This window comes from Vibrio sp. Vb0888, assembly GCF_033338835.1.
GTDB classification, from domain to species: domain Bacteria; phylum Pseudomonadota; class Gammaproteobacteria; order Enterobacterales; family Vibrionaceae; genus Vibrio; species Vibrio alginolyticus.
In genome coordinates this window covers 1-24,061 of record NZ_JAWOTL010000023.1, presented here as the reverse complement: position 1 = coordinate 24,061, position 24,061 = coordinate 1, and the positions used below count along the sequence as shown (strand labels likewise).

The window sequence follows — 24,061 nt, the reverse complement described above, 5'->3', positions numbered from 1 at the left end:
CGGCTAAGATCGAGGGTGACTATGGTGTTTTCGCCCTCAGTCATATACTCATGTTGTCAGTTTGCTATACACTGGCCGCCATTTTTTAGGTGAGGCCAGAATATGGACATTCTTTCTGCAGCGACCATGCTGTTTCTAATCATGGACCCTCTCGGTAACTTGCCGATTGTGTTGTCTATTCTCAAACATATCGATCCCAAGCGTCGTCGTAAGGTATTGATTCGTGAACTACTGTTTGCCTTACTGATCTTGATGCTATTTCTGTTTGCAGGACAAAGCATCTTAAGTTTTTTGCATGTCCAGCCAGAAACGCTCAGCATTTCTGGTGGCATTATTCTCTTCATTATTGCGATTAAGATGATTTTCCCGAGTGCTGGCAGCATCACTGGACTGGCAGCAGGCGAGGAGCCCTTTATTGTTCCGATGGCCATTCCTATGATCGCGGGCCCTTCAGTGATTGCAGCCTTGCTTTTACTGTCTTCGCAACATCCAGAGAAAATGTTGGAAATGTCAGCATCAGTCGTAATTGCGTGGGGCGCAACATTTTTTATACTGATGTTTTATGGCTTCTTTAATCGCTTGTTGGGTGAACGTGGCTTGAAGGCGGTAGAACGCTTAATGGGCTTGTTACTGGTGATGATCTCCACTCAAATGTTCTTGGATGGTGTAAAAAGTTACATTGGGTGACGAACGAAACGCAGAAAAAAAGCCGCTCACAAGAGCGGCTTTTTCGTATCTGAGCGATTACATCATGTGTTTACGACGAATATCGAGTAGGGCAAAAATACCAAAAATCAGGATTGAATATTTTTCCCAACTGCTCATTTTTATTTTGTCGCCAAATGCACCAATGAAGATGGCCATTTGTAAACCGTGCATGATGAACAAAAAAGCGGTCATGATGTATAGCGCAATCGCGGCATTGCCGGGAAAGGGCATAAAAATATTTAGGATTAATACTAACCAAACAAAGGCGATAGCCGCTTTGGCCAGCATAATTAGTGCTTTCATTTAAGTATCCTTTTAAATCGAGGCGTTATGCGGAGGTACGTTCGTACAGACGATAGCTCACTTGGCCTGCTGTTTTTTCTCGATGTAATTGCCAGTTTTCTGGTAAGTCGGCAATATTGAGTTCTTTTTCTGTTTCAATATAAATCATCGCATCTTCCGCGAGCCAGCCATTTTGTTCTAGCAGAGCCACGGTCTCATCCAATAGACCTTTGCGAAACGGTGGGTCAATAAACACCACATGGTGAGCAGAACCCGGTTGCTTCAAAAAACTCAGTGCGTCGGTATTTACCACTTGGATGTTGTTCGCGTTAAGAGAGGCAACATTCTTTTGTAACTGTTGGAAAGCTTGTGGGTTTAGCTCAACCATGGTCACTTGCTCTGCTTGGCGCGAAGCTGACTCAAATCCCAAGCCGCCAGAGCCAGCAAACAAGTCGAGACATTTTGCCTGTGGTACATCTTGAGCTAACCAGTTAAACAGCGTTTCTTTGACGCGATCTGTCGTGGGGCGTAAGCCTTCAGCATCGTGTACAGGAAGTTTTCTGCCTCTCCATAAGCCACTAATAATGCGAACAAAGCCCGTTGTTGGCTTTTTTTGTGATGAGTTTTGCTGGCGACGTCTTACCATAGATTTTTTGACCGCTAATAAAGTGATACTATATCTAATCGCCCAAGCAATGAGCTTGGAGCTTGGATACAGCCCAGAATATTCAAGATGACAGAGTGTAACACTAATAAGATTAGAATTACCTAATCGGAAAGTTTTCAGAACTTTGTCATTAGCCTTTTTTAGACAGATAATAATCTTGTCAAAAAAGAGTCATTAATAGATAAAAGAACAATCTAGGATAGCCCCAGATGACGGAAAAAAAGAAGCGCGGATTACTTTCGTGGCTAGGTTTTGGTGACGAAGAACAAAGCCCAAAACCAAAAACTGAAGAAACAGTAAAAGAAGAAGCAGTGGAAGCGCCTTCTGAAGAGCAGCAAACCGAAGCGGTTGCTGAGCAAGCGGAAGCAACGCCAGAACTTGAAGAAGAAGCGAAACAATCAGAGGCTGCCCCAGCAGAAGCAGAAGCAGAAGCAGAAGCAGAAGCAGAAGAGCCAGAAGTCGTATCGGCCGCGCCTCGTGTTCAAGAACAAGAAAAGCCAACAGAAAGCTTTTTTGCTCGTCTTAAACGCAGCCTAAGCCGAACAAAAGCAAATATTGGTGCTGGCTTCTTCGGTCTGTTCAGCGGTAAGAAAATCGATGAGGACTTATTTGAAGAGCTAGAAGAGCAACTGCTTATTGCTGATGTGGGCATGAATACCACAACAAAAATTATCAACAACCTGACAGAAAAAGCCACACGTGGCGATCTGAAAGACGGCGAAGCCCTTTATGGTTTGTTGAAAGAAGAAATGGCTGAGATTCTTTCTAAAGTCGAACAGCCACTAGAAATCGATAGCAACAAAACGCCTTACGTCATCTTGATGGTGGGTGTAAATGGCGTGGGTAAAACCACGACCATCGGTAAGCTAGCGAAGCAGTTCCAAACTCAAGGCAAAAAAGTGATGCTTGCAGCGGGCGATACTTTCCGTGCCGCAGCGGTTGAGCAGTTACAAGTGTGGGGTGAACGTAATAATGTTCCTGTGATTGCTCAACATACTGGCGCAGACAGTGCCTCTGTTATCTATGATGCGATTGAAGCGGCAAAAGCACGTGGTGTGGATGTGGTGATTGCTGATACAGCAGGTCGTCTACAGAACAAAGCGAACCTAATGGAAGAGCTGCGTAAGATTGTACGTGTGATGAAGAAAATTGATGACTCTGCACCACATGAGATCATGCTAACGCTTGATGCAGGTACAGGACAAAATGCCATTAGCCAAGCGAAACTTTTCAGTGATGTTGCCCCTCTAACCGGGATTACTTTGACTAAGCTGGATGGTACAGCCAAGGGCGGCGTAATTTTCGCTATCGCTGATCAGTTCGGTATTCCAATTCGTTACATTGGTGTGGGTGAAGGTATCGAAGACTTGCGTCCATTTGAAACTCAAGAGTTTATTGACGCACTGTTTAGTCGTGAAGAATAAAAAGAGTTAGAGGAAATCAACGGTGATCAAATTTCAGCAAGTAAGCAAAGCTTACCGAGGTGGTCGACAAGCACTGCAAAAAGTCGATTTTCACCTGAGGCGCGGTGAAATGGCGTTTTTAGGCGGACATTCCGGGGCTGGTAAAAGTACCTTGCTGAAATTGATCTGCGCGATAGAGCGACCAACCGATGGCAAAATCCATTTTAATGGTCACGACATCACGCGTATTCCAAGCAAAGACATCCCTTTTTTGCGCCGCAATATTGGGATTGTTTTTCAAGATCATCGCCTATTGATGGATCGCAGTGTGTACGACAATGTCGCTCTGCCAATGCGTATCGAATCGATTTCTGAAAACGAAATCAAACGCCGTGTTTCTGCGGCGTTAGATAAAACGGGCTTACTCGATAAAGCTCGTTGTCTACCTAGTCAACTTTCTGGTGGTGAGCAACAGCGCGTCGGTATTGCCCGTGCTGTGGTTAATCGACCAACGTTGCTGGTGGCTGATGAGCCTACGGGTAACCTTGACCCAGAATTATCCAACCGTGTGTTGCGTCTATTCGAAGAATTTAACCGTGCGGGCGTGACTATCCTACTTGCCACACACGATGTGGGGTTAGTAAACACTCGCCCACAGTATCGTCATTTTGAATTGAACCAAGGCTTCCTAAGTGAGGTAGAAGACTATGGCAGGTAACAAGCACTCCCAAAAGAAGGGGAAAGGCCGTAGTGCCAAGCGTGCGAATACCGATGGTTTTTTCTCTGTCCACGCAAAACAAGCTAAATCCTCTTTTAGCGCCTTATGGCAACGACCACTAGGCAACATTCTGACCCTAGCGGTCATCTCCATGGCACTTGCCATGCCAGCTTGTTTGTATCTATTGGGGAAAAACGTTGCGGGGGCAGCGGAAGATGTCGCTTCTCCTTCACAAGTTAGTGCTTACTTAGTTGAAGGCATGCCGGATGCGCGAGTGATGGTTCTCAAAGATCAAATTGAAACTTGGCCTTTGGTAAAAGAGGTAGAGTATATTTCACCGCAACAAGGTCTATCTGATTTAAGCCAATATGCAGGGTTCGACCAAGCTATCAGCCTCTTAAGTGGCTATGCGCTACCTGGTGTGTTGGTGATTACGCCAGATTCGGAGCTAAAAAGTGATATTCAGTCATTAGCCAAAGACGTTCGAGAGCAACAAGATGTGACCGACGTGAGACTTGACGAAGACTGGCTAGCGCGTCTTGATGCCATCAAAACTCTCGCGAGTATTATTGTCATTACCCTGACAGTGCTGATGCTCGGTGCGGTATTTTTAATCGTTGGCAATACATTGCGATTTAATGTGCTGGCGAATAAAGAAGAGATTCAAACCATGAAACTGATCGGTGCGACGGACAGTTTCATTCTGCGCCCTTACTTGTACACAGGTATGTGGTTTGGCGTGTTAGGTGCCACTATTGCGTGGTTGGTAACGGCTTTAGTGACCATTGTCATGAATAGTGCGGTGGAAGACCTTGCTGCGTTGTACGATAGCCAGTTCCGCCTGATTGGTCTAAGTTGGGATGAATCTTTGTTACTAATCATCATTGGGAGTCTTTTGGGATGTATTGCGGCGCGCTTTTCTGCGCAACGACATTTAAAAGAAATTGAACCAGTTTAAGTGATGGCGGTCTTATTACTTGGATTTCATTAGCACTAGCTAATTTTGAACCCTTGCTTAGACCAAATGTTTATGGATAATTGCTTCCCCTTCTTGAAACTTGTTCATTTTGAGTTCAAGATATCGAAGCTAAATTGCAATGTAATGCTCCAGATCAGAGATTGATGAGGAATTGAATGACAAAAGAAGCGTATCCGATGGCTCTAGTCACGCAAGATAGCCTTGATAGCTATATTCGCTCAGTAAACAGCTACCCAATGCTGACTGCAGACGAAGAGCGTGAGCTGGCAGAACGATTACACTATAAAGGTGAGATTGAGGCTGCAAAAGGTCTAATTCTTTCGCACCTACGATTCGTTGTTCACGTTGCTCGTGGTTACTCTGGCTACGGTTTGCCAATGGCGGATCTTGTGCAAGAGGGTAACATCGGTCTAATGAAAGCCGTTAAGCGTTTTAACCCAGAAGTAGGGGTTCGCTTGGTTTCTTTTGCTGTCCACTGGATCAAAGCAGAGATCCACGAATACGTGCTACGTAACTGGCGTATCGTGAAAATTGCGACCACTAAAGCGCAACGTAAATTGTTCTTCAACCTGCGTAAGTCGAAAAAGCGCTTGGGTTGGTTTAACAACGGTGAAGTGGAAACCGTTGCGCGCGAGTTAGGTGTTGAGCCTTCTGAAGTTCGCGAGATGGAATCACGCTTAGCGGCGGTGGATTCAACCTTTGATATGCCAACTGATGAAGACGACAGTTCAAACGCTTACACAGCGCCGATGCTATACCTAGAAGACAAATCGTCTGATGTGGCCGACAACATTGAAGCCGCCAACTGGGAAATGCACACCAACAATCGCTTGGGTCATGCATTAGCGAGTTTGGATGAGCGTAGTCAGCGCATCGTGCGTTCTCGTTGGTTAGATGATGAGAAAGCAACATTGCAAGACTTAGCTGATGAGTTCGGTGTTTCTGCCGAGCGTATTCGCCAGCTAGAAAAAAATGCAATGAAGAAACTAAAATTGGCCGTGGGTGAATTTTAATTTCCACTGCTAATTGAAAGTAAGATTTTCATAGAAAGCCGAGATCATGTGATCTCGGCTTTTTTATTGTCGATCGAAAATCGATAGCGTTTGCGATCTGGATTTTATGTGCTACCTGTGTATAACTCTGTGAAGTAATTATTTATCAACTGTTCGAAACCCGGACAAAATAAGGGATTCAAGCACTTTTCCATCTGGGGATAGTTATAGATATACACACAGTTAGATCAGGATCATCACTACATATTGTGGATCAAAAGATCCAAATACACTTTATCAACGCAATTCACAGCTTTATCCACAAATGGTTGGAATGTGTACACTTTTGAAAACCCTGATTATCCATGTGTCTAAGTTTGCCGTTGGATAGGTTACAATAGCGGCAGTATACCCAAGCAGCTTCAAATATGGATTTTATGCTGTACCACGGGCGCTGATTAGTACGTTAGGTTCGAGGTTGCTTGGGTATATTAATAAGACAATGAGAAAGTAAATGGATCAGTTTAAGCATATCGATGTACAAGGTGCGCAAGCGCTGCTCGAGCAGGGTGATGCGAAGCTTGTAGATATCCGTGACCCTCAATCGTTTGCCGTTGCGCATGCGGAGTCCGCGTATCATTTAACTAACGATACGATCGTTGCGTTTATGGATGAAGTGGAGTTCGAACAACCTATTCTAGTGATGTGTTACCACGGTATTAGTAGCCAAGGTGCGGCGCAATATTTGGTTAACCAAGGCTTTGAACAGGTGTACAGTGTAGATGGTGGCTTTGAAGCCTGGCATCGAGCAGAACTACCGATAGTGAGAAATTAATGAAGAGATTGGTAACGTTAAATAATCCACGTATGGCGCAAGCCTTTATTGATTATATGGCCTCTCGCCAAATTGACATCGAAATGATGCCAGAAGGGGATGGGCAATTTGCGCTGTGGTTGACTGATAGCCAGCATGAAATAGAAGCGGAAGCCGAACTTAAGCTGTTCCTTGCTAACCCGTCTGATTCAAAATACAGCGCCGCCTCGTGGGACGTTGCCGATACTCGTAAGAGTACATTTCATTATTCCAGCCCGAGTATCATAAGCATGGTCAAAGCGAAAGCTGGCCCCATGACTTTGCTGATCATGACAGTCTGTATCATCATCTACTTGTTACAAATGTTTGGCTTTGGCAATGGCGTGTTTAAGTTGTTGCACTTCCCGGCTTTTGAGGGGCAACAATGGCAAGTGTGGCGATGGCTAAGTCATGCGTTACTGCACTTTTCAGTAACTCACATCGTGTTTAACTTACTATGGTGGTGGCAGTTGGGGGGCGACATCGAACGTCGTCTCGGTTCCGGTAAGCTATTGCAACTCTTTGTGGTGTCGGCAGCGCTTTCAGGGGCAGGCCAGTTCTATGTTGAAGGGGCTAACTTCGGCGGCTTGTCTGGCGTGGTCTATGCACTGCTTGGTTATTTGTGGATACTGGGTTACCGCTTGCCACATTTAGGCCTTACGTTACCCAAGCCAATTATCGTCTTTATGTTGGTATGGTTAGTTCTTGGTTTTGTGCAGCCATTTATGGCGATTGCAAACACCGCTCACTTAGTTGGGCTACTGTCGGGGATGGCGATTGCGCTGTTTGATTCAGGCAAGATGAAATACCAACAGCAAGCCTAAAGCAGATGAAATGAAAAGACCGCTCAAGAGCGGTCTTTTTTTATGTTCAAAACGGATTTGGGTTTATTGATAAAGGTATTTTGTAAACAACAAATCGGCAATGATGGTTTTACCTGTTTCAGGCAAAAGCGTTTCGTTGAGGGTCGTCACTAAGGTTTTGCGCAGATCTTCTCGGCCAGACAGGGACTTAATCGTATCTTCTGTTTGCTTACCCAATAATTCAATCACTGCATCGCGAATCAAAGGTTGGTGATGCTCAACAACTGATAAATCTTGTTGACTCATTACCATGATGTCGATGCGCACTTGCACATAACCTAACTTTTTGCCTTTGGTGTAAAAGTTAGTAGTGAGGTCAGGCTCTAGGGTAAAGTATGCCAACTTAGGTCCAGCTTCTTCCGTTTCAGCCCAACTTGGTGCGGCGAATAGTATGGTTAACGCAAAAATAATTTGGGCTATATAACGTTTGTACATATTTCTAACTTTTCTTTCTCTGGATCGCGATATTCGAATCGCTTCAGTCTTGATACAATGGGCCGTCTATAACAAATAACGGAACTTACGGTTACATACATTACTATGGACGGTAAGTTGTTGCTTTATTGTACGCATAAAGCCTCCAATTGAATACTAGTATGAATCAGCCAACATCACTCTATCTTGCTTCTTTATTGGAAGTAGAGTGGCAAAACCCCGAAGAATTCGAATTTCCAAATGAATTTGCCAAGCATTGGCTTGAAGAGCAAGGGTCTTTGTCACGTCGTTTAAAACAGCACTGCCAAGCGTTAACGGTAGAATTGCTACAAAATCAGATCGTCACTGCAGCGACATTAAAACAGGACGAAAGCCAGTTATTGTCCGAACAAGATTGCTTACTGAGAGAGGTAATTTTGTGCGGTGACAATAATAACTGGGTTATTGGGCGGACATTGATTCCTCGTTCAACCTTAGTTGATCAGCAGTATGATTTGGCTCAACAAGGGGATATCCCATTAGGACTAACTGTGTTTAGCGCAGATAACGTTGAGCGGGACTCTTTGCAAATGGGATGGGTAGCCGTACCAGAAGGACGTTTGTTAGCGCGACGCTCAAGGTTGTGGATGAATCACAAACCGATGCTAGTCGCCGAGTTATTCTTATCTAATTCACCAGTTTACGCTAAGGAGACAGTGTAAATGTCCGCAGAAAAAGCCAAAGCATATTGGCAACTGATGCGCATGGATCGCCCGATCGGTTCACTGTTACTGATGTGGCCAACTATTTGGGCGCTAATTATCTCAGCCCAAGGGATGCCGAGTTGGGATGTATTTATCGTGTTTGTATTGGGTGTATTCCTAATGCGTAGTGCGGGGTGCGTGATTAATGATTTTGCAGATCGCAAAGTCGACGGCCATGTAAAGCGTACTAAGCAACGTCCACTGCCATCAGGGAAAGTGACAGCAAAAGAAGCGATTGGATTATTTTTGGTTTTGGGTATCAGCTCGTTTTTGTTAGTGCTGACCATGAACCCGCTGACGATTCAGCTATCCTTCGCTGGTATTGTGTTGGCGTTCATCTATCCATTTATGAAGCGTTACACTCATATTCCACAGCTATTTTTAGGCTTGGCTTTTAGCTGGGCGATTCCAATGGCTTGGGCTGCACAAACTGGGGAATTACCATTGATTGTTTGGTTTTTGTTCCTCATTAACGCTTTGTGGACCATTGCGTACGACACTCAATATGCGATGGTAGACCGAGATGATGATCTAAAGATTGGCATTAAATCGACGGCAATTCTGTTTGGTCGTCATGACAAGCTTATTATTGGTGTGTTGCAACTGATTACACTCGCGATGCTGGTTTGGTTAGGGCAGTTCTACCAATTGGGACAAAGTTACTACTGGACCCTTTTGATTGCAGCGTCGTTGTTTGTTTATCAGCAGCACTTAATTCGTCACCGTGAGCGTGAGTTGTGCTTTAAGGCTTTCCTTAACAACAATTATGTTGGCATGGTGATAGCGATAGGGTTACTGGTCGCATTTTGGTAAGCGAAGAAATAGAAAAAGGCATCCGATTGGATGCCTTTTTTCTTATTGGACGAAGGTAAAACGGTTACGACCGAAGTTGGTGAATACTCTCTTCTATCGTCAGTTTCACTTCTGGATAAAGCAGAGTGAACAGTAGCCGTGCAAATTGCTGCGTTTTCTTCGTGTCACAGTTACCATCGTTATCGAGGTATTTTTGCTGTTTGAGCGTATTGAACATCGCGGTAAACACACCTTTATCGAAGAATTCTGGCGCATTAATACCGTGCAAACGCCCTAGGCGTTGAGCAATATCTTGGCTCTTCTGCTCTAGGTCCGATTTACCCAGCTCAGGGTAAGCAACAAGCAAGTTCATCGCGATAGAGTAGCGTTGCAGCGTTTCAGTTATCGTACGACCTAGCAGAACCAAAGGCTGGTTGTTCGATTGATTGATCTCTAGCTTATCACCATCAAGACTAATCATTTTCTGATCGGCAAATTCATGCAGTGTTTTAACGACCAATTCATCTAACTCGTCTTCTTGGTAACTTAAGAACAGCTCTTTCTTCAAGAATGGGTAGATTTGCGCGACATTCGCTTGAATCTTGGCTACCGAAAGGTTGCGCTGACGAATGAGCATTTGGGCAATTAATGACGGCAGAGCGAACAAGTGAATGATGTTGTTGCGATAGTAAGTCATCAGGATCGATTGGCTACGGTCCAGCGAAATGATGTCACCCATGCTATCGGTTTCAATCACGAACTTATCAAGCGAAATTGCATGATCGACCAACTCCTCAGAACTTTCGGTAGGGATAGTGGAGGTGCTTGAGTACGGATTATTTTTGAGTAGCTTTAAGTAACACTCGATCTGATTGATCAGCGAGTCACGAGAAAGTGCACGTTGACGAGAAGCAAGCAGTGCGGTTGCACACAAGGTCAACGCGTTTGCTGCCGCCGCATCGTTGATGTGCGTCATCATCTTATTAGCAAGGTCGTTGACCACAGGATTCATCCATTGTGGTTTGTTACCACCCATGCTGTCGATGTCTTTCGTCCACTCAGGAGCATGCTCGTTCAAGTATTGGTTGAGCTGAATTGGCTCACCGAAGTTCACATAGCCCAAACCAAAGTTACGCAGTTTACGCAGAGTACGCAGTACAAGCCCTGCGTTTTCTTTCTCTTTGCGTTTGCCACGCAGCTCTTTCGCGTAAGTGCCCACTTCCATTACGTGCTCGTAGCCGATGTAGACCGGCACTAGCGTTACTGGGCGGTTTAAACCACGTAGCATTGCTTGGATGGTCATAGCCAGCATACCCGTTTTCGCTTGCAGTAAGCGACCTGTACGTGAACGACCACCCTCACTGAAGTACTCGACTGAATAGCCTTTGGCAAACAGCTCTGCTAGATACTCACGGAAAATGGTTGAATATAGTTTGTTGCCTTTAAAACTACGACGAATAAAGAACGCCCCACCACGACGGAAAAGAGGACCGGCCGGGAAGAAGTTCAAGTTAATGCCTGCCGCAATGTGCGGAGGCACCATGCCTTCATGGTATAAAACATAAGACAACAGCAGGTAGTCCATGTGACTACGGTGACACGGAACGTACACAATTTCGTGGCCGTCTTGCGCTAAACGACGCACAGTCGAGGCGTTATTGATGTGCAAACCTTGGTATAGTTTTGTCCATAACCAACTCAGGATGCGGTCGCCGTTTTTCACCAGACTATAGGAGAAGTCGGCAGCAATTTCATCCATGATGTCGTGGGCTTCTTTACGTGCCTTATCAATCGAGATGTTTTTGCTCTTGGCTTCGTCAGCAATCGCCAGTTCAATAGCTGGAGATTTTAGTAAACGAGCAAACAACACTTGGCGTTGTGGCAAGTTTGGGCCTGAAGCAGCCAGTTTCTGGCGTGAGAAGTGGATACGCGCCACGCGAGCCAGTTTGTGCGCAATTGCGCTGTCGGTACCGTGAGAGTCTGCCATATAACGCAGAGATACCACGGGACTAAAGCGAACTAAGCAGTCGCGTCCCGCCGCCATTACTGCTTTGGCTTTTTGCGGACCATTCATCGGTTGAAGGTAAGGCTTTTGGTTCTCTTCTTTACCTGGCTTACGACCCCAAAGCACGGTTGCAGGGATCATTTGAACATCCAACTCACTATTCAGCTTGTGCAGTTCCAGTAAGTCAGTGAACAGAGAGACAGAATCGGTTGGGACATCATTATCGTTGTTCATCACAGTTGGACGCGCAGCGATAAAGACGAAACGGTTCAGCGTTTTGCCATTGATTTCCAGCGGGCTGAGCGGGTCGGGTAGACCAAGGCTCATGGCTTGTTTTTGCAGTGTCAGCAAATCCACGTTCGAGCGGAACGGCAGGGCATATACAATCGGTTTAGTTAGGTCGATGTTCAGATCTTCAATCGGGTTCGACGGGATTGCGGTGCCCTTTACCAGTACCGATAAAGGTAGTTTTAGTAATGAACGTGAAAATGATTGTCCAGAAGACATAAAGTTCACAGCCTCAATAGGTATTCAAACAGGCCTAACCTTATTTCAGTTTCCGCTTTGCATGTCTTCTCTATAAAAAGAGATGAGTACGGCAATAGAAATAAGCCTAGGCGATAAAATTTAAGCGCTGCAAGGATACCAGAAACTGGTCAAACCTTTTAATTTTATTGGCTGTAAATTAGTCGAACCCCTAAGTTATTGCTTTGACTTGATTAACTGAAAAGTCGGTGTTTTAAACGAATAAAGAATGAACTTAATCGGTAAGCTGAAAGCTCCCCACAAATAAATTAAAAAACAACCAATTGGGTTTTCATTTGAGCATTTACTGGATATACTCACAGTTAACTGTATAAAAAGACAGGTGAGACATGAAGCCGTTAACGCCACGCCAACAACAAGTCTTCGATTTGATCAAAAGTAAAATCGATGACACCGGAATGCCACCAACTCGTGCAGAGATTGCGCGTGAGCTTGGCTTCCGCTCTGCGAATGCCGCAGAGGAACACCTAAAAGCGCTTGCTCGTAAGCAAGCAATTGAAATTATTCCAGGCGCTTCTCGTGGGATTCGTATCCTGCTTGAAGACGCAGCCAATGATGAGCAGGGTTTGCCTTTGATTGGTCAAGTCGCAGCGGGTGAGCCAATTCTGGCTCAAGAGCACGTAGAGGCGCACTACCAAGTCGATCCTGCGATGTTCAAACCGCAAGCGGATTTCTTACTTCGTGTAAATGGCGAGAGTATGAAAGACATCGGGATTATGGATGGCGATTTGCTCGCGGTGCATAAAACCCAAGACGTGAGAGACGGTCAAGTTGTCGTTGCGCGTGTTGATGATGATGTGACTGTGAAGCGTTTGGAGCGCAAAGGTTCAACCATATTACTGCATGCTGAGAATGAAGAGTTTGCCCCAATCCAAGTGGACTTAACGTCTCAGCACCTTACGATTGAAGGCTTAGCCGTTGGTATTATTCGTAATACCGATTGGATGTAAGTGTATTTAAGCAGCCCAGTTGATCTGGGCTGTTTTGTCTTTTCTCTTTTTCTACTTCCTCCAAAAGCTTGCTCATCATCTTGACCTTGTTTGTTTTGACCAATTTATAAGCTTGATAATGTAATTGATATTCATTATCATCTTTATTAATGTCTATGTTTTCTCTCTGGCGCAGGAAATGCCCATGTCTCAGTCTAAACATCAAGTTCCTAACCATTTATTAAAGCCACTGTTATTGCGTAGCCGTGAAAGCATGGTCGACAATGGCTTGGTGTACGATCCGATAGCTGCTAAAGCGTGTTTGAGCTGTAAGATGGCGCCGGATTGTTTGAGTGGTGATATTGCGCAGAAGCAATTGCTGCACGTGACGCTGACTCAGCTTTGTGACCAGCAGGTTAGTCACTTCTTACAGCAGTATCCCGATGCTTGGATAATCAATGTTGGAGCGGGGTTGGATACCCGCTTTTATCGTTTGGATAATGGACGCTGCCATTGGATAGAGCTGGATGTGACGGAAAATTTGGTATGGCGTCAGCGTTTGTTCCACAAAAATGAACGTTATGAACATCGCTGTGGCAGTGTGGATGAAATGTCGTGGCTAGAGACGTTAGCCATTCCAGAGCAAGCACCGGTACTCATTTTATGTGAAATGGCACTGCTCGATTGCACAGAGCGTCAAGTCGCGAAATTTATTCAAACCTTAGGTCGACATTTTGTTTCTGCTGAACTGTGTATGGTGCTGGCAGGAGATTTAACGGAAACCAAGTGGGGACAAAAGCTTGGCTCTGATCGTTATGCTCATGGCTTTGAAGCGCCTGCAGCACAGATATTGCAATGGTTACCATGGGCACAGTGGGTGAAAGCTTTCTCGCCATTCGATAGATTCTGTTCTCGTTGGAAAGCTTGGCAGCGTTGGCTTAATAAGATTCCAATGTTGAAGCATCGCCTCACGCCAGTACTCGTTCATATCAAGTGGTAATTGGCTAGTCGTTAAGCGCTCAGGTACACTCGTCGATCTTACTGATGAGGTGCCTGTGACAAATTCAATCTTCTCTCCTTTATCTAACCCAAAAGTTCATCGCCAAGTCTTAGCTTTAGCGATACCTATGGTGCTGTCGAATATTACTGTTCCATTGCTCGGTTTGGTCGATGCTGCGGTGATTGGTCATCTAGACCACGCTTGGTATTTGGGCGGTGTTGCGTTGGGCAGTACCATGATCAGCGTGACATTTTGGCTGCTTGGTTTTTTGCGTATGTCGACTACTGGGTTGGCGGCGCAGTCCTATGGCGGTGAAGACCGAAAGCAACTTGCCTTAGTGTTCATGCAAGGCTCACTTATGGCGCTGCTGTTTGCGTTAGTCTTCCTTATTGCCCATAACCCGATTGCTGATTTGATCTTTGGCTGGAGTGACGCCAGTGCTGAAGTGAAGCACTACGGCATGCAATATTTCTCTATCCGAGTGTGGAGTGCCCCCGCTGCGCTAATGAACTTTGTGTTGTTGGGATGGTTGCTCGGAACGCAAAATTCCAAAGCACCAATGTGGATGGTGATCATCACTAACGTGACGAATATTGTCCTCGATTTGTTGTTTGTGATTGGTTTGGGGTGGAAAGTAGAAGGCGCTGCACTGGCATCGGTGATTGCTGACTACTCAGGCATGGGTTTTGGTCTCATGTGTGTCTGGAAAACCTGGCGAGAGAGGCAATTACCATCACCTCAAAAGTTGCTAACCAGCACTCAACACGGTTTAGGGCGATTCGTGAAATTGAATCGTGATATTTTCTTACGCTCTTTGTGTCTGCAAGCGGCTTTTAGCTTTATGACGTTCCAAGGTGCGAGCTTTGGTGATGAGGTTGTCGCTGCAAATGCGGTTCTGATGAGCTTCCTGATGATTATCTCGTATGGCATGGATGGCTTTGCTTATGCAATGGAGGCCATGGTCGGGAAGGCGATTGGTGCCAAAGATAGGCAACAATTGAGTGCATCGCTTGTCGGCACTTTCTTTTGGAGTTTGGTTATTTGCTTAGGACTGACCGCGCTCTTTGGTTTGGCGGGATCGCAGTTGATCGCCATGATCACTTCAATTGAGACGGTACAACAGCAAGCAGCGGTGTATCTACCTTGGCTGGTGGTGATGCCACTTGTGTCGATGTGGTGCTTTCTATTGGATGGCATTTTTGTCGGTGCAACCAAAGGCAAAGACATGCGCAATAGTATGTTTGTCGCGACCAGCAGTTTCTTCGTTGTCTTTTACTTGTTCGCCGAGTGGGAAAATCACGCGCTGTGGTTTGCAATGACGAGCTTTATGTTGATGCGGGGTATTGGTTTAGGGGTTATCTTTCTCTACCAATGGCACAAGGATACCTTCCTAGCACAATGTTGATATAAAAACAGCAGGTCCAAGCCTGCTGTTTTTCTTTCTGCTATCAAGAAGCATAGATTAGAACAAGCGGTTCAAACCATTCAACGCAGCGACACGATACGCTTCGGCCATTGTTGGATAGTTGAAGGTGGTATTGACGAAATACTCGATGTTATTCGCTGAGCCTTTTTGCTCCATAATGGCTTGACCGATGTGGATAATTTCCGCGGCACGTTCGCCAAAACAGTGAATCCCTAAAATTTCTTTGGTTTCACGATGGAACAATATCTTCAAGCTACCGATGTCTTTTCCTGCGATCTGTGCACGAGCTAGATGCTTGAACGAAGAGCGTCCTACTTCATACGGTACTTTCGCAGCTGTTAGCTCTTGCTCGGTTTTACCCACAGAGCTAATCTCTGGGATGGTGTAGATACCCGTTGGAATATCATCAATCAGATAGTTTTCTGCCTGACCTTTCGTAATGGCTTGTGCGACAAATCGCCCTTGGTCATAAGCGGCGCTTGCAAGGCTAGGGTAACCGATGACATCGCCTACAGCGTAAATGTGTTCGATATCGGTTTGGTAGTTACGGTTTACTTTTAGTTGTCCGCGAGAGTCCGCTTCCAGACCCACTGCACCCAAATTCAACTTATCGGTGTTACCTGTTCGACCATTCGCATACAACAAGCAGTCTGCCTTCATCTTCTTGCCAGATTGTAGGTGAATAATCACGCCATCTTCTGTGCCTTCGATTTTTTCATAGGTCTCATCATTACGAATTACCACACCGCTGTTCCAGAAGTGGTAAGACAGCGCATCTGACACTTCGTTATCCAAAAACTCCAACAAGCGGTCTCGGGTATTGATAAGGTCGGTTTTCACTCCAAGGCCGCGGAAGATAGAAGCGTATTCACAACCTATAACGCCCGCACCGTAAATGATGATATGGCGAGGGTCGTGTTTCAGGCTCAAAATGGAATCACTGTCGTAGATGCGCTCATGCAAGAAATCTACGTCGTTAGGCTGATACGGACGAGAACCCGTCGCGATGACAAACTTATCCGCTGAATAGATTTCTTCTGTGCCGTCGCTTTGCATTACTGCAATTGAGTAGTTATCGATAAATCGCGCGGTTCCGAACAAAAGTGTGCATGAGTTACGGTCATAAAAGCCCTGACGAAGTCGAGTTTGCTTATCAATGACCGATTTAGCATGACCTAAAATGTCAGAAAATGTTGCATGAACGCTGGTGTTGTTTCGACAAAATAGCGGGTTGCTATTAAATTCGATGATGCGGCTAACGGCATGACGCAGTGCTTTTGATGGAATAGTACCCCAGTGAGTACAACCGCCGCCGACACTGCTTTCTTTCTCGACAATGGCAACATTCAGTCCCGCTTTGGTTAATCCCATTGCAGCCCCTTCTCCGCCAGGGCCACTACCGATTACGATCACGTCATAGTGATTAACATGCGCCATGATGCCTTCCTTGTTATATTTGCTTAACATTGCTTTAGCGCGATTTTAACTCATTTACTCTATTGGTACACGTCATGCCTGTTAGAGAGTGGAAGTGATCACGCAGAATCGACCAAAAGGGTGATTTGGTATGTTGTATGTCTATAAATTGCATCGAGAACATTGCAATTAGATGCACGCCAATAGTAACGTTCTCGGCGCTCAGAGCGAGCGAAGCAACATATCTTTCTCCGTAGGAGCAAATTGCGTTATATTGAGGCTCTTGTACCCTACAGAAAAAGAGCAAGTTAAGAATGAAATCGATGGGAATCCGCGCACAGCAAAAAGAGAAGACACGTCGATCATTGATCGATGCGGCATTTAGTCAATTAAGTGCGGATCGCAGCTTTTCCAGCCTTAGCTTGCGAGAAGTCGCCCGAGAGGCAGGGATTGCACCGACTTCTTTTTACCGTCATTTCAAAGATATGGATGAGCTAGGCTTAACCATGGTCGATGAAGGCGGTTTGTTACTACGCCAACTGATGCGTCAGGCGCGTCAACGTATTGTGAAAGAAGGTAGCGTAATTCGTACCTCGGTCGAAACCTTTATGGAATTCATTGAAAGTAGTCCGAACGTTTTTCGTTTGTTGTTGCGTGAGCGCTCCGGCACTTCTGCTGAATTTCGTACCGCTGTTGCTCGAGAAATCCAGCATTTTGCGGCAGAATTAACCGAGTATTTAATGAGCACCGGCGTGACCAGAGAAGAGGCGTATACTCAAGCAGAAGCGTCTGTGACTTTGGTTTTCAGTTCGGGAGCTGAAGCTTTAGATTTAGATCGACGTGAGCGCGATGAACTCGCCGAGCGATTGATCATGCAATTGCGAATGATAGCCAAAGGGGCCTATTGGTATCGCAAAGAACGTGAACGTAACCGATTAAAAGGCGGGATAGAATAATGTCGAATGGAAATAAATCTGAAAAGAAAACGCTGATTTTGGCACTGGTTGCAGGTATGTGTGGTGATGCTTTGTTGTCATGGTTGACCATGAGTGAAGTGTCTTTTTCAATCTTCCCATTGATTGCACTCGTACTGGCTGTACAAGCTCTTTACCAAGAGTACCTAAATAATCCGGTATCAGAAGATATCCCATTAGTTGGCTTGGCGTGTTTCTTCGTAGGTGCGTTTGGCCACTCTGCGTTTATTAAGGCGCAATACCCAGAAGCAGGCTCAAACTTCTTTGCGATCATGGTTTCAATGATCTTACTCGCATGGATTGGTAAGAAGTTAGGTTTTGTCAGCAAGAAGACTTCTGCGGAATAAGCAAAACGAATCAAATACAAAAAAGCGAGCCATTGAGCTCGCTTTTTTTGTATTTGACGCAGTGGGTTACGCTTTGCGTTCCAATAGCACGCCCGCTTCCATATGGTGGGTATAAGGGAATTGGTCAAACAGAGCAAAACGCGTCACGTTGTGTGTTTCGCATAGAATGTCCAAGTTCTCTTTTAGAGTCTCAGGGTTACAAGAGATGTACATGATGCGCTCGTAACCTTGCACCATCTTACAAGTATCGACATCCATCCCAGCACGTGGTGGATCGACAAAAATCGTGTTGCAGTTGTAGCTCTCCAGATCTACACCTGCATCTTGTAGACGACGGAATTCACGCTTACCTTCGATCGCTTGAGTAAATTCCTCTGCTGATAGACGTAAGATTTGTACGTTATCAATCTTATTGGCGGCGATGTTGTACTGTGCAGATACCACAGATGGCTTCGCTAGCTCAGTTGCCAGTACGCGGTCGAAATTCTGTGCCAACGCCAGCGAGAAGTTACCGTTACCACAGTAAAGCTCTAGTAGGTCGCCAGTGCTTTCTTGGGTACAGTCGACCGCCCATTCCAGCATCTTCTCTGCGACTTTGCCGTTTGGCTGAGTGAAGCTGTTCTCAACTTGTTGGTAGATGTAGCTCTGACCATTTACATCGAGCTTCTCGATAACGTAGTCGCGGTCTAGGACAATCTTCATCTTACGAGCACGACCAATGATGTTTAGATTGAAGCCTTCATCATTTAAACGCTGTTTAAGGGCTTTCGCGTTTTCAATCCACTCTTCATCAAGTTGGCGATGGTAAAGGAGTGAAACCAGAATCTCACCACTTAGTGTCGATAGGAAATCCACCTGGAACAGTTTACGACGTAGTGAGTCGTTGTCTTTCATCGCTTCAACCAATAGCGGCATCAGGTCGTTGATCAGACGGCTTGCAGCAGGAAATTGGTCAACACGGTATTTCTCACGAGTTTCTTGGTTGAACATGATGTAGTAAAGATCTTCGCCTTCATGCCAAACACGGAACTCAGCACGCATGCGGTAGTGCTGCTCTGGTGATTCAAACACTTCCAGTTCTGGCATGTTGTATGGCGCGAACATATCCGTGAGACGTTCGACTTTTTCTGCCAGTTGTTCTTGGTAGCGTTGTGGGTTTACATCAAGAGTAGCCATGATCTTACCTTTTATGGTGCATTCAATTTAAGAGCGCAGATTTTATTCAATCTCAATAGGATGTCCAGTTTTGTACTGGAATTGATTTAAAGATAGTGCGTACAGGCAGAGTAGAAAGCAAAATCAATCAAAACGTTACAACTTCTAAGGGCAATATTGGCTGGACAAATAATCAATAGCTGAATAATATTTGCCTCAAGTTGGTGCTATCTAGCAATCTAGATGGCTGAAATGGGAATCTGGTGTAAATCCAGAACTGACGCGCAGCGGTAAAAGAGAACGAACGCTCATCAGACACTGCATTAGTTTATGTGGGAAGTCGAGCAAGTAGGCGGTACACCCGTGCTCTTGAGTCCGAATACCTGCCAACAACTGAGCCACAGCACTGGACTGTCATGACGACAGGGCTCGGAAGGAATTACGCGATTTAGGACAATACAATGAGAAAATCCGCACTGGCGATCACTTTGGCATCGCTGCTTTCACCTGTCTCTTATCTACAGGCCCAGGAAACCTCCACTGACGAAACCATCGTTGTTACGGCAAACCGTTTTGAGCAAGCCGAAAGCCGTACGTTGGCAGATGTCGAAGTAGTTACTCGACAAGACATCGATCGCATTCAAGCGAAAACCCTACCAGATGTATTGCGTCGCCTTACCGGAATTCAAGTTTCACAAAATGGTGGTCGTGGTCAGTTAGCGTCTTTATTTGTTCGTGGAACCAGTTCCGACCAAGTTTTAGTACTGGTTGATGGCGTACGTTTTGCACGAGCAGCGAAGGGCGCTGTGGACTTTAACCAAATCCCACTTACTTACGTTCAACGTATTGAGTACGTGCGTGGTGCGCGTGCGTCACTTTACGGCTCAGAAGCGATTGGTGGCGTGATCAATATCATCACCATTGCGCGTGCTGACGAAGAAGGAACGAAGTTAAGTGCGGGTTTAGGTAGTTTAGATTATCAAGAATTGAGTGTGGCATCTGGTATTAAAGTCACAGAGAGCGGCCAGCTAAATATCGCGCTTGGTAGTGAAAGTGATGATGGTTATAACGTTCGTCCTGTACCGGGAGTTAATGACGGTGATCGCCATGGCTTTGATACAAAGAATGGTCTGCTAGGTTACGTGCATAACTTCAATGACCAGTGGTCTGCATTTGGTAACCTACGTGCTTACGAAAATGTTTATCAATATGACAGCAGCTACGGTAGTCGCGGTTACTACGAAGCAGAAAAAGACGATCTTTCTGTCACTCTGGGCGGTAAGTATCAGTCTGATAATGTGATGTCAGAACTACAAGTAACAGCACAGAAACAGAAGTCTTGGAACTATGAGCAAGCAAAAGGCAAACACTCAGGTACTGAAGATGAACTTGAGCAGCAAAATGTCCAGTGGACCAACAGTTACTTGCTAAACAACAATACGACGTTGGCTGGTGGTATTGATTGGCGCAACGAGTCTTATAAAGACAAGAGTGCGAATAAAACGTTTGATCGTACCAATGGCGCTCTGTTTGGTATGGCAACCACTAGTATTGATAAAGCAATGCTCGAGGGCAGTGCTCGCCTTGATGATAATGAAGAATACGGTAGTGAGTTCACTTACAGTTTAGCGGCTGGTTACCAGTTTGTACCAGAGTTTGGGGTTAAAGCCTCTTTTGGTACTGCGTTTAAGGCTCCAAACCTATATCAGCAGTATGACCCGACATACGGTGAGAAAGATCTGAAGCCGGAAGAGTCAGATGCTTGGGAGCTAGCATTCAGCGGTGATGTCCAAGGCGTTTTTTGGTCCGTCACGGGTTATGACTATAAAATCACGAATCTTATCGATTACCATCCAACCACGTACAAATATTTGAATGTCGATGGTGAAACACATATCCAAGGTGTGGAGCTTGTTGCTGAGTTTGATACAGGGATTGTGCAGCACCAGTTGAGTGCAGATTACAAAGATGCTGAAGACGATAAAGGGCATCAGTTGCAGCGTCGCGCTAAAGAAATGTATAAGTGGAATGCTTTAGTGAGCTTCGATAAAGTGGACTGGTCGGTTAGCTATCAGTACGTCGGTAAGCGTCCAGATGTGGATTACAGCACTTGGCCTTCACAAGATATCACGCTTTCTTCTTACTCGTTGGTTGATACGGCAGTGACTTACTATCCGAATGAGTCGACCTCTATTAGCGCTCGTATCGATAATCTACTTGATGAAGAGTATGAGATGGCAAAAGGTTACCCCGCTGCAGAGCGAGCGTACTATATCAACGTTGGCTACGAATTCTAATCGTGAATGAGCACAAACCGCCTTCGGGCGGTTTTTAATATTTTGTGGTGGAAAATCGAATGAAGAAACCCAAGCGAGTGGTGATCAGTTGGTCCAGTGGTAAAGATTCGACATTAACGCTTGAGCGCCTTAACGAGAATCCAAATTATCAAGTTGTCGGTTTGTACACGACTTACGTAGGGAAAGAAGTCCCTTTCCAAGCAACTCCGCTTGAAGTCGTACAAATGCAAGCAGACTTACTTGCGCTTCCGCTCATTACTATCGAGCTACCTGAAATCTTTCCAAGTAACGACATTTATCAATCGACCATCGTTAATGCATTACAAAGTAGTGGTCTGAACATAGAAGCTGTCGCATTTGGTGATATGTTTTGTAATGGCATTGCCGATTACCGACGCAGCTATATTGAACCTGTTGGCTGGGAATGCGTCTTTCCTCTATTAGGGGAGAGCAGCGAAAAACTAGCGATGGAAATCATAGAGCGTGGTATTCAAACTATGTTAATCACCATCGACGGAAGAGTTCTCCCTCCAGAATGGTGTGGTCGCTGGTATGACAAAGCCCTAATAGAGTCATTACCAAGTCAAATTGATCCCTGTGGGGAAAATGGTGAATTTCACACATTGGTCACGTCTTCGCCATCTTTTCAAGGACATATCGAGTTGACGAAGCGAGATGTAGAATCTGGAGATAGATTCAGCCATCAAAGATACCATGCTAAAGCATTGCCAAAACAAATCTACGCAGTATGATCGCAACGTTTCTGTTCTTTAGGTAAGACTCGTGCGAGTAGCAAGTAAGAAAAAAGTCCTAGTTTTTGACTCTGGTGTTGGTGGTCTTTCTGTATTCCAAGAGATACATCGCCTATTGCCCCAGCTAGACTACTTATACTTATTCGATAATCAGGCTTACCCTTATGGTGAACTCGATCAGGCTGTACTCGTTTCACGAGTTAACCAACTGGTCTCTTCTTTAGTCGAAGAACACCAAGTCGACATTGTCGTCATTGCTTGCAACACGGCGAGCACCATAGTGCTTCCTTCCTTACGCGAAAATTTATCGATTCCCGTTGTTGGTGTTGTCCCTGCGATTAAACCCGCATCGCTTTTAGCATCAAAAGGGGTAGGGCTGATCGCCACTCCGGCGACAGTAACACGCCAATATACTCACGAGTTAATACGAGACTTTGCGCAAGGCAAACCAGTTGAGCTGTTGGGATCAACTCGCTTGGTGGATATGGCCGAAGAGAAGTTGCGAGGCAACAGCGTTTCTCTAGACGAACTGACAAAAATCCTGCTTCCGCTTCGCGATAAAGTAGACGTTGCGGTGCTCGGTTGTACTCACTTCCCTTTAATCAAAGAGGAAATTCATCAAGCTTTGGGTGGGGACGTTACTTTAATTGATTCGGGTGCAGCCATTGCACGTCGAGTAAAAGCATTACTATTAAGTGATGAAATTGAGGATACGGAAGAGGGAAGTAAGTCGATTTATGCCAGTGCAACTCCTTGGCAGGAAGATGCACTGAACATTTGTTTAAAGAAGCTAGGTTTTAATCCTGTTCTGGTTTACCACCATCCGGGTGTTTAGGATCGTTCGCAATTCTAACTTTTAGCGTTCTTTCCATATATTCCTTTTCATTAAGTTTAGCGATAGCTGGCTTGGCATCTGCCGCAGCCATCACGACAAAACCAAACCCTCTTCTTTTTCCAGTACGCTTATCTTTCATTAAGCGTACCGCATAGACCTGTCCATATTCAGCAAACAAATCGCGAACGTGACTCTCATTGGCCTTATAAGGAAGGTTGCCGACATACAGAGTTTTAGTCGATGGATCCGAGTCCGTTGATTGAATAGAAGGTGTCTGGCTAGAAAATGAAAATAAAAAAGCAGTAGCGATAACACCAATGAGAAAACTCAAGGCTGGTGGGATGGTGACTTGAGAGAAGACGATTCCCCCAACGACGGCCAGCCCAACACATAAAATCAGATTTTTTTTAGACGTCATTTTAATTACTACACATAGTGATAAAGAGATCGATTGTCCATTAACAGAATAGACACATGAATCTTACGTATATGGTTGGTGTTTTTCCAACCAATTGCTGTGATATGTCTCAAATGTGACGAAGAAATATGCAAATATCACGCTTTTGGCTAACTAATGACCTGTTGAAAGTTTTTTTGCAAAAAACGCTTGTACTAATTTCTCAACTCCCTATACTGCGCATCCACCGACACGGAGTGAGACGAAAGTCACACAGCGAGTCGGAATTGAGAGAAAAGAAATTTGAAAAAAATGCTTGACTCTCTCACGGTGTGAAGTAAGATACGCACCCCTAACGACGAGCAACTAAGTTGCTGAAAATGTTAGAAAAGCTCTTTAAAAATAAGAACCTATCAATCTGTGTGGGCACTCGTTGATGATAATCCAATTAGATACCTCGGTATCAAATAAGGTTTCAATGAAACGAAGTGACCATTGAATCTTCGGATTCAGCACAGTCAATTCAAACATTACTTTATGTAATGTT

General features: G+C 45.1%; 24 protein-coding genes and 1 riboswitch. Of the genes, 17 read left to right on the top strand and 7 right to left on the bottom strand.

Annotated features, from left to right (window positions below):
* Window positions 1-102: 102 nt before the first annotated feature.
* Window positions 103-687 carry a YhgN family NAAT transporter gene (locus tag R7P72_RS21020; protein WP_005389671.1) on the top strand — a complete coding sequence of 195 codons (585 nt, stop codon included), beginning with the start codon at window positions 103-105 and terminating at the stop codon, window positions 685-687.
* A gap of 57 nt (window positions 688-744) precedes the next feature.
* On the opposite strand, the gene R7P72_RS21015 is transcribed toward R7P72_RS21020, so the two are convergent.
* Window positions 745-1,011, bottom strand: a complete 267-nt coding sequence (locus R7P72_RS21015) for a DUF1145 domain-containing protein (protein ID WP_005378704.1) — start codon at window positions 1,009-1,011, stop codon at window positions 745-747.
* A gap of 25 nt (window positions 1,012-1,036) precedes the next feature.
* Window positions 1,037-1,636, bottom strand: coding sequence for a 16S rRNA (guanine(966)-N(2))-methyltransferase RsmD (gene rsmD, locus R7P72_RS21010; protein WP_005378702.1), 600 nt, complete (start codon window positions 1,634-1,636; stop codon window positions 1,037-1,039).
* Between the two features lie 230 nt (window positions 1,637-1,866).
* Here rsmD and ftsY point away from each other — a divergent pair, with 230 nt between their 5' ends.
* From ftsY to glpG, 6 genes are all read left to right on the top strand, one after another.
* Window positions 1,867-3,081 (top strand): signal recognition particle-docking protein FtsY, encoded by a 1,215-nt coding sequence (gene ftsY, locus R7P72_RS21005; protein ID WP_033907268.1) that lies wholly within the window; start codon window positions 1,867-1,869, stop codon window positions 3,079-3,081.
* A 22-nt stretch (window positions 3,082-3,103) separates the two neighbouring features.
* Window positions 3,104-3,778, top strand: a complete 675-nt coding sequence (gene ftsE, locus R7P72_RS21000) for a cell division ATP-binding protein FtsE (RefSeq protein ID WP_005393800.1) — start codon at window positions 3,104-3,106, stop codon at window positions 3,776-3,778.
* Window positions 3,768-4,736 (top strand): permease-like cell division protein FtsX, encoded by a 969-nt coding sequence (gene ftsX / locus R7P72_RS20995; protein ID WP_005378695.1) that lies wholly within the window; start codon window positions 3,768-3,770, stop codon window positions 4,734-4,736. The genes ftsE and ftsX overlap by 11 nt, the downstream gene beginning before the upstream one ends.
* A gap of 176 nt (window positions 4,737-4,912) precedes the next feature.
* Window positions 4,913-5,770 carry an RNA polymerase sigma factor RpoH gene (gene rpoH, locus R7P72_RS20990; protein ID WP_005378693.1) on the top strand — a complete coding sequence of 286 codons (858 nt, stop codon included), beginning with the start codon at window positions 4,913-4,915 and terminating at the stop codon, window positions 5,768-5,770.
* Between the two features lie 493 nt (window positions 5,771-6,263).
* Entirely contained in the window at window positions 6,264-6,584 is a 321-nt protein-coding gene (gene glpE / locus R7P72_RS20985; protein ID WP_213907451.1) for a thiosulfate sulfurtransferase GlpE, read from the top strand.
* Window positions 6,584-7,426 carry a rhomboid family intramembrane serine protease GlpG gene (gene glpG, locus R7P72_RS20980; protein ID WP_031781355.1) on the top strand — a complete coding sequence of 281 codons (843 nt, stop codon included), beginning with the start codon at window positions 6,584-6,586 and terminating at the stop codon, window positions 7,424-7,426. The genes glpE and glpG overlap by 1 nt, the downstream gene beginning before the upstream one ends.
* Before the next feature lie 63 nt (window positions 7,427-7,489).
* Here the strand turns inward: glpG and R7P72_RS20975 are convergent, their stop codons facing one another.
* Window positions 7,490-7,900, bottom strand: coding sequence for a flagellar basal body-associated protein FliL (locus tag R7P72_RS20975; protein ID WP_005378687.1), 411 nt, complete (start codon window positions 7,898-7,900; stop codon window positions 7,490-7,492).
* Between the two features lie 161 nt (window positions 7,901-8,061).
* Between R7P72_RS20975 and R7P72_RS20970 the strand changes: the two genes are divergently transcribed.
* Window positions 8,062-8,601, top strand: a complete 540-nt coding sequence (locus R7P72_RS20970; protein ID WP_005378686.1) for a chorismate lyase — start codon at window positions 8,062-8,064, stop codon at window positions 8,599-8,601.
* A complete protein-coding gene (gene ubiA / locus R7P72_RS20965) occupies window positions 8,602-9,456 on the top strand; it encodes a 4-hydroxybenzoate octaprenyltransferase (protein WP_005378684.1) in 855 nt (284 codons plus the stop codon).
* 64 nt (window positions 9,457-9,520) lie between these two features.
* Here the strand turns inward: ubiA and plsB are convergent, their stop codons facing one another.
* Window positions 9,521-11,947 (bottom strand): glycerol-3-phosphate 1-O-acyltransferase PlsB, encoded by a 2,427-nt coding sequence (gene plsB, locus R7P72_RS20960; protein WP_213907449.1) that lies wholly within the window; start codon window positions 11,945-11,947, stop codon window positions 9,521-9,523.
* A gap of 368 nt (window positions 11,948-12,315) precedes the next feature.
* Here plsB and lexA point away from each other — a divergent pair, with 368 nt between their 5' ends.
* From lexA to dinF, 3 genes are all read left to right on the top strand, one after another.
* Window positions 12,316-12,936 (top strand): transcriptional repressor LexA, encoded by a 621-nt coding sequence (gene lexA, locus R7P72_RS20955; RefSeq protein WP_005378682.1) that lies wholly within the window; start codon window positions 12,316-12,318, stop codon window positions 12,934-12,936.
* A 184-nt stretch (window positions 12,937-13,120) separates the two neighbouring features.
* On the top strand, window positions 13,121-13,915 hold the full coding sequence (locus R7P72_RS20950; protein ID WP_005378679.1) for a class I SAM-dependent methyltransferase: 795 nt from the start codon (window positions 13,121-13,123) through the stop codon (window positions 13,913-13,915).
* Between the two features lie 55 nt (window positions 13,916-13,970).
* Window positions 13,971-15,320 (top strand): MATE family efflux transporter DinF, encoded by a 1,350-nt coding sequence (gene dinF / locus R7P72_RS20945; protein WP_213907448.1) that lies wholly within the window; start codon window positions 13,971-13,973, stop codon window positions 15,318-15,320.
* Between the two features lie 57 nt (window positions 15,321-15,377).
* Here dinF and sthA read toward each other — a convergent pair whose 3' ends face one another.
* On the bottom strand, window positions 15,378-16,808 hold the full coding sequence (gene sthA, locus R7P72_RS20940; RefSeq protein WP_186584596.1) for a Si-specific NAD(P)(+) transhydrogenase: 1,431 nt from the start codon (window positions 16,806-16,808) through the stop codon (window positions 15,378-15,380).
* Window positions 16,809-17,071: 263 nt separating this feature from the next.
* Here sthA and fabR point away from each other — a divergent pair, with 263 nt between their 5' ends.
* Window positions 17,072-17,713, top strand: coding sequence for an HTH-type transcriptional repressor FabR (gene fabR / locus R7P72_RS20935; protein WP_005378632.1), 642 nt, complete (start codon window positions 17,072-17,074; stop codon window positions 17,711-17,713).
* The gene (locus tag R7P72_RS20930) at window positions 17,713-18,078 is read left to right on the top strand and encodes a YijD family membrane protein (RefSeq protein ID WP_005378634.1); all 366 of its coding nucleotides are present in this window, start codon (window positions 17,713-17,715) and stop codon (window positions 18,076-18,078) included. Before fabR ends, R7P72_RS20930 begins: the two co-directional genes overlap by 1 nt.
* A gap of 66 nt (window positions 18,079-18,144) precedes the next feature.
* On the opposite strand, the gene trmA is transcribed toward R7P72_RS20930, so the two are convergent.
* The gene (gene trmA, locus R7P72_RS20925; RefSeq protein ID WP_206955044.1) at window positions 18,145-19,254 is read right to left on the bottom strand and encodes a tRNA (uridine(54)-C5)-methyltransferase TrmA; all 1,110 of its coding nucleotides are present in this window, start codon (window positions 19,252-19,254) and stop codon (window positions 18,145-18,147) included.
* A gap of 184 nt (window positions 19,255-19,438) precedes the next feature.
* Window positions 19,439-19,639: riboswitch (cobalamin riboswitch) on the top strand.
* Between the two features lie 55 nt (window positions 19,640-19,694).
* Here trmA and btuB point away from each other — a divergent pair.
* From btuB to murI, 3 genes are read left to right on the top strand one after another with little or no spacing between them, the layout of a single operon-like run.
* The gene (gene btuB, locus R7P72_RS20920; protein WP_005378674.1) at window positions 19,695-21,530 is read left to right on the top strand and encodes a TonB-dependent vitamin B12 receptor; all 1,836 of its coding nucleotides are present in this window, start codon (window positions 19,695-19,697) and stop codon (window positions 21,528-21,530) included.
* A 59-nt stretch (window positions 21,531-21,589) separates the two neighbouring features.
* A complete protein-coding gene (locus R7P72_RS20915) occupies window positions 21,590-22,282 on the top strand; it encodes an ATPase (RefSeq protein WP_005378675.1) in 693 nt (230 codons plus the stop codon).
* Window positions 22,283-22,313: 31 nt separating this feature from the next.
* Window positions 22,314-23,117, top strand: a complete 804-nt coding sequence (gene murI, locus R7P72_RS20910) for a glutamate racemase (protein WP_064354402.1) — start codon at window positions 22,314-22,316, stop codon at window positions 23,115-23,117.
* On the opposite strand, the gene R7P72_RS20905 is transcribed toward murI, so the two are convergent.
* Window positions 23,080-23,535: an RNA-binding protein gene (locus R7P72_RS20905; RefSeq protein WP_064354401.1), complete on the bottom strand. Its 456-nt coding sequence runs from the start codon at window positions 23,533-23,535 to the stop codon at window positions 23,080-23,082. The two genes, murI and R7P72_RS20905, sit on opposite strands and share 38 nt — an antisense overlap.
* Window positions 23,536-24,061 lie beyond the last annotated feature (526 nt).

Coding starts and splice junctions, on each gene's coding strand:
- R7P72_RS21020 (WP_005389671.1), top strand. CDS start 103: ATGGACATTCTTTCTGCAGCGACCATGCTGTTTCTAATCATGGACCCT.
- R7P72_RS21015 (WP_005378704.1), bottom strand. CDS start 1,011: ATGAAAGCACTAATTATGCTGGCCAAAGCGGCTATCGCCTTTGTTTGG.
- rsmD (WP_005378702.1), bottom strand. CDS start 1,636: ATGGTAAGACGTCGCCAGCAAAACTCATCACAAAAAAAGCCAACAACG.
- ftsY (WP_033907268.1), top strand. CDS start 1,867: ATGACGGAAAAAAAGAAGCGCGGATTACTTTCGTGGCTAGGTTTTGGT.
- ftsX (WP_005378695.1), top strand. CDS start 3,768: ATGGCAGGTAACAAGCACTCCCAAAAGAAGGGGAAAGGCCGTAGTGCC.
- rpoH (WP_005378693.1), top strand. CDS start 4,913: ATGACAAAAGAAGCGTATCCGATGGCTCTAGTCACGCAAGATAGCCTT.
- glpE (WP_213907451.1), top strand. CDS start 6,264: ATGGATCAGTTTAAGCATATCGATGTACAAGGTGCGCAAGCGCTGCTC.
- glpG (WP_031781355.1), top strand. CDS start 6,584: ATGAAGAGATTGGTAACGTTAAATAATCCACGTATGGCGCAAGCCTTT.
- R7P72_RS20975 (WP_005378687.1), bottom strand. CDS start 7,900: ATGTACAAACGTTATATAGCCCAAATTATTTTTGCGTTAACCATACTA.
- R7P72_RS20970 (WP_005378686.1), top strand. CDS start 8,062: ATGAATCAGCCAACATCACTCTATCTTGCTTCTTTATTGGAAGTAGAG.
- ubiA (WP_005378684.1), top strand. CDS start 8,602: ATGTCCGCAGAAAAAGCCAAAGCATATTGGCAACTGATGCGCATGGAT.
- plsB (WP_213907449.1), bottom strand. CDS start 11,947: ATGTCTTCTGGACAATCATTTTCACGTTCATTACTAAAACTACCTTTA.
- lexA (WP_005378682.1), top strand. CDS start 12,316: ATGAAGCCGTTAACGCCACGCCAACAACAAGTCTTCGATTTGATCAAA.
- R7P72_RS20950 (WP_005378679.1), top strand. CDS start 13,121: ATGTCTCAGTCTAAACATCAAGTTCCTAACCATTTATTAAAGCCACTG.
- sthA (WP_186584596.1), bottom strand. CDS start 16,808: ATGTTAAGCAAATATAACAAGGAAGGCATCATGGCGCATGTTAATCAC.
- fabR (WP_005378632.1), top strand. CDS start 17,072: ATGAAATCGATGGGAATCCGCGCACAGCAAAAAGAGAAGACACGTCGA.
- R7P72_RS20930 (WP_005378634.1), top strand. CDS start 17,713: ATGTCGAATGGAAATAAATCTGAAAAGAAAACGCTGATTTTGGCACTG.
- trmA (WP_206955044.1), bottom strand. CDS start 19,254: ATGGCTACTCTTGATGTAAACCCACAACGCTACCAAGAACAACTGGCA.
- btuB (WP_005378674.1), top strand. CDS start 19,695: ATGAGAAAATCCGCACTGGCGATCACTTTGGCATCGCTGCTTTCACCT.
- R7P72_RS20915 (WP_005378675.1), top strand. CDS start 21,590: ATGAAGAAACCCAAGCGAGTGGTGATCAGTTGGTCCAGTGGTAAAGAT.
- R7P72_RS20905 (WP_064354401.1), bottom strand. CDS start 23,535: ATGACGTCTAAAAAAAATCTGATTTTATGTGTTGGGCTGGCCGTCGTT.